Source organism: Streptomyces sp. NPDC020983, from assembly GCF_044333485.1.
In the GTDB taxonomy this organism is placed as follows: Bacteria; Actinomycetota; Actinomycetes; order Streptomycetales; family Streptomycetaceae; genus Actinacidiphila.
This window is the reverse complement of the sequence record NZ_JBIRRA010000012.1, coordinates 238,702-250,677: the sequence shown is the minus strand read 5'-3', so window position 1 is coordinate 250,677 and position 11,976 is coordinate 238,702. Positions and strand designations below refer to the sequence as shown.

General features: G+C 72.8%; 13 protein-coding genes. 5 read left to right on the top strand and 8 right to left on the bottom strand.

All coding sequences use genetic code 11. From position 1 onward, the window contains the following. Window positions 1–379: 379 nt before the first annotated feature. Both tyrS and ACH4SE_RS26585 read right to left on the bottom strand, forming a co-directional pair. Entirely contained in the window at window positions 380–1,642 is a 1,263-nt protein-coding gene (gene tyrS, locus ACH4SE_RS26590; protein WP_398545986.1) for a tyrosine--tRNA ligase, read from the bottom strand. 63 nt (window positions 1,643–1,705) lie between these two features. Further along, window positions 1,706–2,341: a DNA-3-methyladenine glycosylase gene (locus ACH4SE_RS26585; RefSeq protein ID WP_398545985.1), complete on the bottom strand. Its 636-nt coding sequence runs from the start codon at window positions 2,339–2,341 to the stop codon at window positions 1,706–1,708. Between the two features lie 111 nt (window positions 2,342–2,452). Between ACH4SE_RS26585 and ACH4SE_RS26580 the strand changes: the two genes are divergently transcribed. The 3 genes from ACH4SE_RS26580 to ACH4SE_RS26570 all read left to right on the top strand — a co-directional run bounded on the left by ACH4SE_RS26580 (window position 2,453) and on the right by ACH4SE_RS26570 (window position 4,845). Beyond that, window positions 2,453–3,244: a sporulation protein gene (locus ACH4SE_RS26580; protein ID WP_398545984.1), complete on the top strand. Its 792-nt coding sequence runs from the start codon at window positions 2,453–2,455 to the stop codon at window positions 3,242–3,244. A 65-nt stretch (window positions 3,245–3,309) separates the two neighbouring features. Then, on the top strand, window positions 3,310–3,846 hold the full coding sequence (locus ACH4SE_RS26575) for a YbhB/YbcL family Raf kinase inhibitor-like protein (protein WP_398545983.1): 537 nt from the start codon (window positions 3,310–3,312) through the stop codon (window positions 3,844–3,846). 495 nt (window positions 3,847–4,341) lie between these two features. Next, a complete protein-coding gene (locus ACH4SE_RS26570; protein ID WP_398545982.1) occupies window positions 4,342–4,845 on the top strand; it encodes an HNH endonuclease in 504 nt (167 codons plus the stop codon). A gap of 71 nt (window positions 4,846–4,916) precedes the next feature. Here the strand turns inward: ACH4SE_RS26570 and ACH4SE_RS26565 are convergent, their stop codons facing one another. The 4 genes from ACH4SE_RS26565 to ACH4SE_RS26550 form a co-directional block, all read right to left on the bottom strand. Beyond that, a complete protein-coding gene (locus ACH4SE_RS26565; RefSeq protein WP_398545981.1) occupies window positions 4,917–5,684 on the bottom strand; it encodes a sulfite exporter TauE/SafE family protein in 768 nt (255 codons plus the stop codon). Window positions 5,685–5,818: 134 nt separating this feature from the next. Then, window positions 5,819–6,778 carry an SPFH domain-containing protein gene (locus ACH4SE_RS26560; RefSeq protein WP_398545980.1) on the bottom strand — a complete coding sequence of 320 codons (960 nt, stop codon included), beginning with the start codon at window positions 6,776–6,778 and terminating at the stop codon, window positions 5,819–5,821. Between the two features lie 144 nt (window positions 6,779–6,922). Then, window positions 6,923–7,345 carry an NfeD family protein gene (locus tag ACH4SE_RS26555; protein WP_398545979.1) on the bottom strand — a complete coding sequence of 141 codons (423 nt, stop codon included), beginning with the start codon at window positions 7,343–7,345 and terminating at the stop codon, window positions 6,923–6,925. Between the two features lie 101 nt (window positions 7,346–7,446). Then, a complete protein-coding gene (locus ACH4SE_RS26550) occupies window positions 7,447–8,238 on the bottom strand; it encodes an ABC transporter ATP-binding protein (RefSeq protein WP_398545978.1) in 792 nt (263 codons plus the stop codon). A gap of 124 nt (window positions 8,239–8,362) precedes the next feature. Between ACH4SE_RS26550 and ACH4SE_RS26545 the strand changes: the two genes are divergently transcribed. Continuing rightward, window positions 8,363–9,154: a hypothetical protein gene (locus ACH4SE_RS26545; protein ID WP_398545977.1), complete on the top strand. Its 792-nt coding sequence runs from the start codon at window positions 8,363–8,365 to the stop codon at window positions 9,152–9,154. Between the two features lie 15 nt (window positions 9,155–9,169). Here the strand turns inward: ACH4SE_RS26545 and ACH4SE_RS26540 are convergent, their stop codons facing one another. Next, a complete protein-coding gene (locus ACH4SE_RS26540) occupies window positions 9,170–9,823 on the bottom strand; it encodes a response regulator (RefSeq protein ID WP_398545976.1) in 654 nt (217 codons plus the stop codon). Then, entirely contained in the window at window positions 9,816–10,967 is a 1,152-nt protein-coding gene (locus ACH4SE_RS26535) for a GAF domain-containing sensor histidine kinase (protein ID WP_398545975.1), read from the bottom strand. Before ACH4SE_RS26535 ends, ACH4SE_RS26540 begins: the two co-directional genes overlap by 8 nt. A 246-nt stretch (window positions 10,968–11,213) precedes the next feature. Between ACH4SE_RS26535 and ACH4SE_RS26530 the strand changes: the two genes are divergently transcribed. Beyond that, window positions 11,214–11,933, top strand: a complete 720-nt coding sequence (locus tag ACH4SE_RS26530) for an SDR family NAD(P)-dependent oxidoreductase (protein WP_398545974.1) — start codon at window positions 11,214–11,216, stop codon at window positions 11,931–11,933. The last annotated feature ends 43 nt before the right edge of the window (window positions 11,934–11,976 follow it).

Here is an 11,976-nt window from a genome sequence, read left to right as displayed (position 1 = left end):
TATCTGGCGTTGACTTTTGGCACGCTGTTGAGTTCTCAAGGAACGGAAGCTTCCTTCGAGACCGTTTCACCGGCCCCTCCGGGCTTTCCCTTCGTGTTTCCCAGCTTACCGGATCCTCCGGCCGATTCATAATCGGCCGTTTCCCGCTCAGCATTTCGAATTCTGGCGCACCAAAATTCGCCCCACTGGAGGGGTGGACGTAGGTAGTTGGGGTGGCCGCCTGCGGTCGGAAGCGGTGTGAACCACATCTCCGGGCCGTTTTGGCGACTCGGACTACGTTACGCACGCCCGGCGGCCGAGTCAAGCTCGGCCGCCGTTCAAACGTGTTTTTCCGGCCACGTCCCGCCGGAGTCCGGTCGTACCGCGGTCCGGGCGGGGTTCAGCGGACCTCGACGGCCGCCAGGTTGCGCTTGCCGCGACGCAGGACGAGCCAGCGGCCGTGGATGAGGTCGTCCCGCGTGGGCGTGGCGTCCTCGTCCGTGACCTTCGCGTTGTTCAGGTAGGCCCCGCCCTCCTTGATGGTGCGGCGGGCGGCCGACTTGCTCGGCACCAGTTCGGTCAGGGCCAGCAGCTCGGCGATCGGGGCCGGCTCCGTCACCTGGGCGCGGGGCAGCTCGCTGAGGGCGGCGGCCAGGGTGGGCTCGTCGAGCTCGGCGAGATCGCCCTGGCCGAAAAGCGCTCTTGAAGCGGCGATGACGGCCGCGCACTGGTCGGCGCCGTGGACGAGGGTGGTCAGCTCCTCCGCGAGGGCGCGCTGCGCCGTGCGGGCCTGCGGGCGCTCGGCGGTGAGCTGCTCCATCTCCTCCAGCTCCTCCCGGCTGCGGAAGCTGAGCATGCGCATGTAGGTGGAGATGTCACGGTCGTCCTGGTTCAGCCAGAACTGGTAGAAGGCGTAGGGCGTGGTCATCTCGGGGTCGAGCCAGACGGCGCCGCCCTCGGTCTTGCCGAACTTGGTGCCGTCCGCCTTGACCATGAGCGGGGTGGCGATGCAGTGGACGTCGGCGCCGGGCTCCAGCCGGTGGATGAGGTCGAGGCCGGCGGTGAGGTTGCCCCACTGGTCGCTGCCGCCCTGCTGGAGGGTGCACCCGTAGCGCCGGTACAGCTCCAGGAAGTCCATGCCCTGGAGCAGCTGGTAGCTGAACTCCGTGTAGCTGATGCCCTGCTCGGACTCCAGCCGGCGGGCGACGGCGTCCTTGGTGAGCATCTTGTTGACCCGGAAGTGCTTGCCGATGTCGCGCAGGAACTCGATCGCGGACAGCCCGGCCGTCCAGTCGAGGTTGTTGACCATGAGGGCGGCGTTGTCGCCCTCGAAGGAGAGGTAGGGCTCGATCTGGTCCCGCAGCCGGCCGACCCACGCGGCGACCGTCTCCGGGTCGTTCAGGGTGCGCTCGGCGGTGGGGCGGGGGTCGCCGATCTGGCCGGTGGCGCCGCCGACGAGGGCGAGCGGGCGGTGCCCGGCGAGCTGCAGGCGGCGCACGGTGAGGACCTGGACGAGGTGCCCGACGTGCAGGCTGGGCGCCGTCGGGTCGAAGCCGCAATAGAAGGTGACGGGACCGTCCGCGAGCGCCTTGCGCAAGGCGTCCTCGTCGGTGGACAGCGAGAAGAGCCCGCGCCACTTCAGGTCGTCGACGATGTCCGTCACGGCTTCGTGTCTCCTTGGTTCTGCTGTTGGCCGCGCCGAGCTGCTGCTCCGCGCCCTGGCAGGCTACCGCCGCTTGCGCGGGGCGTGCGCGCGGTAAGGGCTCACGGTGGGGTCGCCGTCGATCCAGTAGCGCCAGGGGTGGGCGGCTCCGGCGCCGCCGACGCCGGTGCGCGGGCCGGTGCGGACGGCGGCGGGGTCGGGCGGGGTGCCGGTGAGGATGCGGAAGGGGCCGCCGGGGGCGCAGGCGTCGGCGCCGTTGAGGGCGCGGTCGACGCAGAGGGCGGTGGCGAGCCGGGCCGGGCCCTGGGCGAGGTCGCTGTCCTTGCGCGAGGTGGGGCGGTGCCGGCGGGCGAGGTCGGCGCCGGTGGTGACGCGGCCGGCCCGCAGCAGGATTCCGGCGGCCTTTCCGGCGGGGCCGCAGACGAGGTTCAGGCAGTGCCACATGCCGTAGGTGAAGTAGACGTAGGCGTGGCCGGGCGGGCCGAACATCACGGCGTTGCGGTCGGTGCGGCCGCGGTAGGCGTGCGAGCCGGGGTCGTTGGGGCCGTCGTAGGCCTCGACCTCGGTGAGCCGCAGGTGGATCGGGCCGTCGTCGGTGGTGCGGACGAGGACGCGGCCGAGGAGGTCGGGGGCGATCTCCAGGACGGGCCGGTCGAAGAACGTGCGGTCCAGGGGGGCCTGCTCGGGTGCGGCGATCACGGTCCGGAAGCGTACCGGAGCGGGGTGGAACCACCCCGGGGTGCGCTGCGTTCGTAGTGTTCGCCAAGATCTGTGCACGACACGGCAAAGCGAAGGGGCTGGGTGTCCGTTATGGGCTTCAGGAAGATGATGGCGAGTCTGGGCGCGGGTGGGGCGTCGGTGGAGACCGAGCTGCACGGGGCGGACGTGACGCCGGGCGGGGTGATCCACGGGGAGGTGCGGATCGAGGGGGGCTCGGTCGAGCAGCGTATCCAGGGGCTGTCGGTCGGCCTCCAGGCCCGGGTCGAGGTGGAGACGAAGAACGCGCAGGGCGAGGACACCGAGTACCACCAGAACATCGAGTTCCACACGCAGCGGATCGGCGGGGAGTTCGAGATCCAGCCGCGGGCGGTGCACACGGTGCAGTTCGCGCTGGAGGTGCCGTGGGAGACGCCGGTGACGATGTTCATGGGGCGGCAGCTGACCGGGATGAACGTGGGGGTGACGACGGAGCTGCAGATCGCCCGTGCGGTCGACAAGGGCGACCTGGACCCGGTGAACGTGCATCCGCTGCCGGCGCAGGAGGCGCTGCTGGACGCCTTCGGGCGGCTGGGCTTCCGCTTCCACAGCGCGGACCTGGAGAAGGGGCACGTGCACGGGACGCGGCAGCGGCTGCCGTTCTACCAGGAGATCGAGTTCAAGGTGCCGGAGCAGTACCGCGGGCTCAAGGAGGTGGAGCTGACGTTCGTCGCCGACGGCAACGAGATGGACGTGGTGCTGGAGATGGACAAGAAGGGCGCCTTCACCGGCGGCGACACGCACCGCTCCTTCGTGATGAACATGCAGTCCTTCGATCACACGGACTGGGCGGACTACCTCCATCAGTGGCTGGCCGAGGTGGGAGCGAAGCGGAACTGGTTCTAGGGTTCTACGCTCGGACCGCAGGTTTGAAGTGCGAGACCGACGTGATCGAATCGAGAGGTGTCGAGGTGTCCGAGCAAGCGCGGCGACCGCTCCCCCATGACTTCCACCCGCAGGTGCCGGAGTTCACCGTCGTGAGCGACGAGATGACGCACGGGGGCGTGCTCCCGGACGCGCAGGTCCACGCGGAGGGCAACGTCTCGCCGCACCTGCGCTGGGAGGGCTTCCCGGCGGAGACCAAGAGCTTCGCCGTGACGTGCTACGACCCGGACGCGCCGACCGGCAGCGGTTTCTGGCACTGGGTGCTCTTCGACATCCCGGCGTCGGTGACGGAGCTGCCGCACGGCGCGGGGTCGGGGGACTTCCCGGGGCTCCCCGACGGCGCGGTGCACGCCCGCAACGACTACGGGACGCGGGACTTCGGCGGGGCGGCGCCGCCGCCCGGGGACGGCCCGCACCGGTACGTCTTCACCGTCTACGCGGTCGACCAGGAGAAGCTGGGCGCGGACGCGGGTGCCTCGCCCGCGGTCGTGGGCTTCAACCTGCGTTTCCACACGCTCGCACGGGCGGCGCTGATCGCCGAGTACGAGGTGTCGGGCGGCTGAGCGGCCGCAACCGCCGGCTGCGGTGAGGCCGGTCGCGGCCGGCGGTTAATGCGTTGCACTCCGCGGTCGCCCCACCGCACAGTGGTGGGTGCCCGGTTCGCCCGCGCCCCCGGTCATGCGCCCGGCGGCCCGGCTCGGACAGGGCGGGCCGGCACCGTTCCCACGGGGGCGGCGGGGTGTGGCGCTGGGCGGTACCACGCGCCCCCCGCCGCCTGCCGGGCCCCGGTCGTCCGGACCGGGTGCCCGCGTCGGCCGGTGCGCTCCGGATGCCGGGGATCCACCTCCTCACGGCGTCCGGGGCGCGGCCTTTCCGGGCGTTTCGCGGGGCGTTCCGTTTCTTTGCCGGTGAAGTGTTCCCCGGCTCTTTCCCGTGTTCCCGGTCCGCGGTCGTCTCCTGTTCCCCGAGGGGAAATTGCGTTGTCCGTGCGGGGAACGCACGGGCACAGTGGAGCCACTTCGCCGGAGCGGCGGAGCGGAGCCGGGAGGTGGGCGGGAATGCGTGAGACGCTGGTGCTGAATGCGAGTTTCGAGCCGCTGTCGACGGTGTCGCTGCACCGCGCGGTGGTCCTGGTGATGCAGGACAAGGCCGTCGTCGAGCAGGCGCATTCGGGCCTGCGCTTCCGTGCCGCCCAGGTGGACATCCCGGTGCCGCAGGTGATCCGGCTGTGCCGTTACGTACGGGTGCCCTTCCGACAACGGGCCGCGTGGTCGCGGCGCGGGGTGCTGGTGCGTGACCGCCACCGGTGCGCGTACTGCGGGCGGCGGGCGACGACCGTCGACCACCTGGTGCCGAAGTCGCGCGGCGGCACCGACACGTGGCTGAACACGGTCGCGGCCTGCTCCGAGGACAACCAGCGCAAGGCGGACCGCACACCGGAGCAGGCCGGGATGCGGTTGCTGGCGCAGCCGTTCGAGCCGACGCCGGCGGACGCGCTGCTGCTGGCGCTGGGCGTACGGGACCGGGCGGGGCTGCCGGAGTGGCTGGCCCGTACGGCGTGAGCGCGTGACGGGGGACACGGGGCGGCCGGGCCTGCCGGGGACGGCGGGGCCGGCCGCCTGCGTGTGCGCCGCTACTTGAGGATGAGCTGGACGATGGCCGCGGTGCCCACGACGACGATGAGGCCGCGCAGCGCGGCGGGCGGCAGCCGGCGGCCGACGCGGGCGCCGATGAGGCCGCCGATGGTCGCGCCGGCGGCCACGAGCCCGACCGCGGCCCAGTCCATGTCGGCGACGAAGATGAAGAGCACGGCGGCGACGCCGTTGACCATGGCGGCCAGTACGTTCTTCAGGCCGTTGATGCGCTGCAGTGTCTCGTCGAGCAGCAGGCCCATGAGGGAGAGGTAGAGGACTCCCTGGGCGGCGCCGAAGTAGCCGCCGTAGACGCTGGCGAGGAACATGCCGACGGCGAGCAGCGGGCCGCCGTGCGTGGGGACGGTGGTGCCCTGGCGCTGCCGGCGGGCCTGGACGGCGCGGCTGAGCCGGGGTTGCAGCACGACCAGCACCAGGGCGGCGGCGATGAGGACGGGCACGATGGCGTGGAACGCCTTCGAGGGCAGGGTCACCAGCAGGACGGCGCCGGTGGCGCCGCCGAGCAGGGCGACCAGGCCGAGGCGGATCAGCCGCTCGCGCTGCCCGGTCAGTTCGCGGCGGTAGCCGATGGCGCCGGTGACCGAGCCGGGGACGAGGCCGAGGGCGTTGGAGACGTTGGCGGTGACCGGGGACAGGCCGACGGCGACGAGGACCGGGAAGGTCAGCAGGGTCCCGGAGCCGACGATGGTGTTGATGGTGCCGGCGCCGACGCCTGCGGCGAGGACGGCCAGCGCTTCCAGAGGGGACATGGGGATCTCCGTGGTCGGTGCGCCTCCTCCCCGCCGGTTGGCCCGGTCGAGGGGGGCGCTGTGATCATGTCACAGCGCGGCGCCGCCGTCAGGGGGTGTTCCGTTCCCTGGCGGCCCGGCCGTACGGGCTGGTGTCAGTCCTTGTCGAAGGGCGCGGCCTCGCGGCGGGGTGCCGGGGTGGTGGCGCCCTGGCCGCCGTTGCCGCCGTTCCCGTTGCCGGGGACGCCGGGGAGGTTGACTATGCCGCCGAGGCCCTTGAGGGCGTCGTTGAGCTCGCTGGGGATGATCCAGAGCTTGTTGGCATCGCCCTCGGCGATCTTCGGGAGCATCTGGAGGTACTGGTAGGCCAGCAGCTTCTGGTCCGGGTCGCCGGCGTGGATGGACTCGAAGACGGTACGGATCGCCTGCGCCTCGCCCTCGGCGCGCAGCGCGGCGGCCTTGGCCTCACCTTCGGCGCGCAGGATCTGCGACTGCTTCTCGCCCTCGGCGGTGAGGATCTGCGACTGGCGGACGCCTTCGGCGGTGAGGATCGCGGCGCGCTTGTCGCGGTCGGCGCGCATCTGCTTCTCCATCGAGTCCTGGATGGAGGTGGGCGGTTCGATGGCCTTGAGCTCGACGCGGTTGACGCGGATGCCCCACTTGCCGGTGGCCTCGTCGAGGACTCCGCGCAGCGCGGCGTTGATCTCCTCGCGGGAGGTGAGGGTGCGCTCCAGGTCCATGCCGCCGATGATGTTGCGCAGCGTGGTGACGGTGAGCTGCTCGATGGCCTGGATGTAGCTGGCGACCTCGTACGTCGCGGCGCGGGCGTCGGTCACCTGGTAGTAGATGACGGTGTCGATGTTGACGACCAGGTTGTCCTGGGTGATGACCGGCTGCGGCGGGAAGGGCACGACCTGCTCGCGCAGGTCGATGCGGTTGCGGATGGTGTCGATGAAGGGCACCACGATGTTCAGCCCGGCGCTGAGGGTGCGCGTGTAGCGGCCGAAGCGCTCGACGATGGCGGCGCTGGCCTGCGGAATGACCTGGACCGTCTTGATGAGTGCGATGAAGACGAGCACCACCAGGATGATCAGGACGATGATGATGGGCTGCATGTCCACTCCCCGCACCGGTTGCCGGCGGAAATACCGTGTGACTCCAGTAACTGCGACATGATCGATCTTGGCAGAGCCGCCGCCCGCCGCGGGCCGGTTCGGCGAATTCCCGGCCCGTGGACGGCGGTCGCCCCGCCGGTGCCGTCACATGACGACGGCGGTCGCCCCGTCGATCTCGACGACGTCGACGTGCTCGCCCGGGTCGAAGACACGGCCCTCCTCCAGCGCGCGCGCCGACCAGACCTCTCCGGCGAGTTTGATCCGGCCGTCGGTGCCGCTGTCGACCCGTTCCAGGACGACGGCCTGCCGTCCCTTGAGCGCGTCGATGCCGCTGCGCTGGCCGGCGTGCTGCCGGTTGCGGTAGGCCAGCGGCCGTACGAAGACCAGCAGGGCCACGGAGATCACCACGAAGGTGATGACCTGGGCGACGATCCCGCCGCCCATGCCCGCCGCGGCGGCGCCGCCGAGCGCGCCGACCGCGAACATGGCGAATTCCGGCATTGCCGTGATCACCAGCGGGATGCCGAGTCCCACTGCGGCTATCAGCCACCACACCCATGCGTCCACAGGTCAATCGTAGGGCCCTGGCCGGTGGTTGGGGCAGTACGCGTCGGTGAAAGGCGGGTGCGGGACGTGCGCCGGGTGCGTGCGACGGCGCACGGCCGGGGTCAGGACAGCGGGAGACCGGCGGCGGTGAAGCGGTCGCCGCGGCGCTCGACGACGAGCGGGAGGCCGAAGCACAGGGAGAGGTTGCGGGACGTCAGCTCGGTCTCGATGGGGCCGCCGGCGACGACCTTGCCCTGCCGGATCATCAGCACGTGGGTGAAGCCGGGGGCGATCTCCTCGACGTGGTGGGTGACCATGATCATGGCGGGTGCGATGGGGTCGCGCGCGAGCCGGCCCAGGCGGCGCACCAGGTCCTCGCGGCCGCCGAGGTCGAGGCCGGCGGCGGGCTCGTCGAGCAGCAGCAGTTCGGGGTCGGACATCATCGCGCGGGCGATCAGGGTGCGCTTGCGCTCGCCCTCGGAGAGGGTGCCGAACCGGCGGTCCAGGAAGTCGTTCATGCCGAGGCGGTCGAGGAAGGCGCGGGCGCGGTCCTCGTCGACCTTCTCGTAGCCCTCGTTCCAGGTGGCGGTCATGCCGTAGGCGGCGGTGAGCACGGTCTGCAGGACGGTCTGCCGGCGCGGCATCTTCTCGGCCATCGCGGCGCCCGCCATGCCGATGCGCGGGCGCAGCTCGAAGACGTCGACGCCGCCGAGCTTCTCGCCGAGGACCGAGACGGTGCCGGTGGTCGGGAAGAGGTAGCTGGACGCGACGTTGAGCAGGGTGGTCTTGCCCGCGCCGTTGGGGCCGAGGATGACCCAGCGCTCGCCCTCCGCGACCGACCACGAGACGTGGTCCACCAGAGCGCGTCCGTCGCGGACCACGGATACGTCCACCAGCTCCAGCACATCGCTCATGAGCGCGTTGTCTCCCATTGCAGTCTCGTGATCCCGGTGGTGCCGCTCCGGCACGTCCGCGGAGGTGACCCTCGGGAGAAAACTTACGCCACCGCACGACCGGTCCAGTCCATAGGCTGGGGGCATGCTTGATGAACCACGTTCAGGGCGGCTCACCGCATGGGGAAATGCCCTGCTTGCCGGACTTGCCGCCCCCGACGACGTCGCCCAGCGGATCGTGGCGGGCGACGCGGTGCACCGCATGGCGGACCTGCCCGGGGAGGACGGCCCGGTGGGCCTGACGCTCGGCCTGGGCCGGCTGCGGGCACTCGGCGTGACCGGGCTGCGGCTGGCGCTGCCGGTGGCCGGGCACCCGCTGGGGCTGAGCGGGCCGCCGGACTTCAACGACCTGGCGCTGGAGGCGGGCGAGGCGGTGCTGACCGCGGGCGCGGTGCCGCTGGGCCTGGTGCCGCAGGTGCACGAGGCGGGCCCGGCGGGCGACGTGCACGTCGAGGTGGAGTGGCGGTGCCGTCCGGTGCGGGACGCGCCGCCGGCCGACGTGCCGTCGCTGGGCGAGGCCGAGCGGGAGCTGGCCGAGGCGCTGCGGGACGCGACGGCGGCGCTCACGGCGCTGGACGTGGCGGGCGCCGGCGGGCCGGCCGCGCACGCGGCGCTGGAGGCCTACCGGGCGCGGGCGGAGCGCGGCCGGGAGGTGCTGGCCCCGGGGTACCCGCCGCGGGCGGTGCGGGTGCTGGAGCTGGCGCAGCGGGTCGGCGCGCTGGTGGAGATCGCCGGCGGCGGGCACGGCGCGGCGGTGAGCGCCTCGCAGATCGCGGCGCGCGCGGACCTGCTGCGGCCGGTGGAGCGCACGGCGCGGCGCGCGCAGGTGGCGGCGTACAACGCGTACGTGGAGGAGGCGGAGCGGCGGCGCGGCTGAGCCGTACGCGACAGGTCAGCTCCCGACGCCGTTGCGTACGGCCCACAGGGCGGCCTGGGTGCGGTCGGCGAGGTCCAGTTTCATGAGGATGTTGGACACGTGCGTCTTGACCGTCTTCTCCGAGAGCACCAGCGCGCGGGCGATCTCGCGGTTGGAGCGGCCGTCGGCGATGTGGGCCAGCACCTCGTTCTCCCGGTCGGTCAGGGCGTTGCCGCGGCCCTGCCCCGACCCGGACCCGCCGCCCTGGTCCTGGGACAGCAGCGCGCCGGCCACCTCGGGCTGGAGCAGGACGTGCCCGGCGTGCACGGAGCGGATGGCGTCGGCGAGCGCCACCGGGTCGACGTCCTTGTAGACGTAGCCGGCGGCTCCGGCGCGCAGCGCGGGCACGACGGTGCGCTGCTCGGTGAAGCTCGTGACGATGAGCACCCGCGCGGTGCTGCCGGCGTCGCGCAGCAGCCGCAGCGCCTCGATGCCGTCCGTGCCGGGCATCTTGACATCCATCAGGATGACGTCGGGCCGCAGCTCCCGGGCGCGGTCGACGCCCTCCTGCCCGTCGGCGGCCTCGCCGACGACCTCGATGTCGCCCTGGACCTCCAGGAACGTGCGCAGACCGCGGCGTACGACCTGGTGGTCGTCCACCAGCAGGACACGGATCACGCTGTCAGCCACCGGGCACCTCCAGTTCGATGACGGTGCCCTTGCCGGGCGCCGAGTGCACGCTCAGGCGGCCGCCGACGGCGCCCGCGCGGTCCCGCATGGACACCAGCCCGAAGTGCCGTCCGGCGCTGCGGACGGGTCCGGGGTCGAAGCCGCGGCCGTCGTCGCGGACGCTCAGCAGCGCGCCCTTGCCGCGGCCTTCGAGCCGGACGGCGACCTCGCTCGCGTCGGCGTGCCGCAGCGCGTTGTGCACGGCCTCCTGGGCGACGCGCAGCACGACCTCCTCCTGCGAGGCGGGCAGCGCGCGCACGGCGCGGCATTCGAAGGTGACCTTGGCGGAGTGCACGCGGTTGAGGACGTCGGCCTGGGTGCGGAGCGTGGCCACGAGCCCGTCGTCGTCCAGCGCGGCCGGGCGCAGCTCGACGACGACGGCGCGCAGCTCGTCGGCGGCCTCGGCGGCGAGCGCGGCGACCTCGCGCAGCTGCTCCTTGGCGCGTACGGGGTCGCGGCCGATCAGCGAGGCCGCGGCCTGGGCGGTCAGGCGCAGCGAGAACAGCTTCTGGGACACCGCGTCGTGCAGCTCGTGGGCGATCCTGGCCCGCTCCCCCACGAGCGTCAGCTCGCGGCTGCGCTCGTAGAGCCGGGCGTTGGTCAGCGCGATGGCGGCGTGGTCGGCGAGGATCCGCAGCAGGTCCTCGTCCTGCTGGGTGAAGTGGTGCCGCTCGCCGGGGCGCTTCTCGCACACCTTGTTGGCGAGGAAGAGGGCGCCGAGGATCTCCTCGCCGTCCATGACCGGCATGCCGATGAAGTCCCGCATCACCGGGTGGCGGCGCGGCCAGCCCTCGAAGCTGGGGAAGTCGCGTACGTCGTCGAGCCGCTGCGGGGTGGCCTCGTGCAGCATCGCGGCGAGGATGCCGTGCTGGCGGGGCAGCGGGCCGATCTCCCTCCACTGCTCGTCGCTGACGCCGTCGACCACGAACTGCGCGAAACCGCCGTGGTCGTCGGGCACGCCGAGCGCGGCGTACTCGGCGCTCAGCAGCTCGCGCGCGGAGGCGACGATGGTCTGGAGGACCTCGCGCACCTCCAGCCGCCGGTTCATCGCCAGCACGGCGGCGCTGACCGCCTCGATCCCGCCCCTGGGCGGCCTGTCCGACATGACTCCACCGTACCGGCGGCAGGTCACGGGGTGGATGCGGCGGCGGGCGGAGGGACGCGCGGCACTTTCGGCCTACGCCCTTGTGACCGTGCCGGGTAGGGCGGCCGCCCGACGCGGCGGGCGCCGGCGGGTTCCTACGGTGAGGGCGCGGTTCCGGCAGCAGGCCGGGCCGGCGGCCGCGGGCCGGGGCGACGGCGCTCCGGCGGGCGCGCCGCGGGGCGTCGATCACGAAGCGAGGGCGGAACCATGCCGGTGGCGATCATCACGGGGGCGTCGAGGGGGCTCGGCCGGGCGCTGGCCGCGGAGCTGGCGGGGCGCGGCTGGTCCCTGGTGCTGGACGGGCGGGACGCGGCCGCGCTGCGGGCGGCGGCCGAGGAGCTGGAACGAGACGCGAAGGAAGGCGCGGGCGGTACGGGGGCGGTGGTGCGCGCGGTGCCGGGGGACGTGACCGACCCGGGGCACCGGGCCGCGCTGGTGGCCGGGGCGGTGGCGCTGGGCGGGGTGGACCTGCTGGTCAACAACGCCAGCGCGCTGGGCGCCGAGCCGCTGGTCCCGCTGGCCCGGCTGCCGCTCGCGGGGCTGCGGGAGGCGCTGGAGGTCAACGTGACGGCGCCGCTCGCCCTGGTCCAGGAGGCGCTGCCGGCGCTGCGGGCGGCTTCGGGGGCGGTGCTGAACGTCAGCTCCGACGCGGCGGTGGAGGCGTACGGGGACTGGGGCGGCTACGGGGCGAGCAAGGCCGCGCTGGACCAGCTCTCGGCGGTGCTGGCCGTGGAGGAGCCCGGTGTGCGGGTGTGGGCGGTGGACCCGGGCGACCTGCGGACGGCGCTGTACGCGGCGGCGGTGCCGGACGACCCGGACTTCGAGGCGCGGCCGCTGCCGTCGGAGGTGGCACCGGTGCTGCTGCGGCTGCTGGACCGGGGTGCGCCGAGCGGGCGCTACAGCGCGTCCGGGCTGCGGGGGGCGTGATGGCGACGACGAGCCGCGAGCGTGATACAGCGCATGCGACAAA

Bases quoted from the DNA above. Each gene is read 5' to 3' on its own strand.
- ACH4SE_RS26570 (WP_398545982.1), top strand. From the start codon at position 4,342: ATGCGTGAGACGCTGGTGCTGAATGCGAGTTTCGAGCCGCTGTCGACG.
- ACH4SE_RS26550 (WP_398545978.1), bottom strand. From the start codon at position 8,238: ATGAGCGATGTGCTGGAGCTGGTGGACGTATCCGTGGTCCGCGACGGA.
- ACH4SE_RS26560 (WP_398545980.1), bottom strand. From the start codon at position 6,778: ATGCAGCCCATCATCATCGTCCTGATCATCCTGGTGGTGCTCGTCTTC.
- ACH4SE_RS26580 (WP_398545984.1), top strand. From the start codon at position 2,453: ATGGGCTTCAGGAAGATGATGGCGAGTCTGGGCGCGGGTGGGGCGTCG.
- ACH4SE_RS26565 (WP_398545981.1), bottom strand. From the start codon at position 5,684: ATGTCCCCTCTGGAAGCGCTGGCCGTCCTCGCCGCAGGCGTCGGCGCC.
- ACH4SE_RS26535 (WP_398545975.1), bottom strand. From the start codon at position 10,967: ATGTCGGACAGGCCGCCCAGGGGCGGGATCGAGGCGGTCAGCGCCGCC.
- ACH4SE_RS26545 (WP_398545977.1), top strand. From the start codon at position 8,363: ATGCTTGATGAACCACGTTCAGGGCGGCTCACCGCATGGGGAAATGCC.
- ACH4SE_RS26530 (WP_398545974.1), top strand. From the start codon at position 11,214: ATGCCGGTGGCGATCATCACGGGGGCGTCGAGGGGGCTCGGCCGGGCG.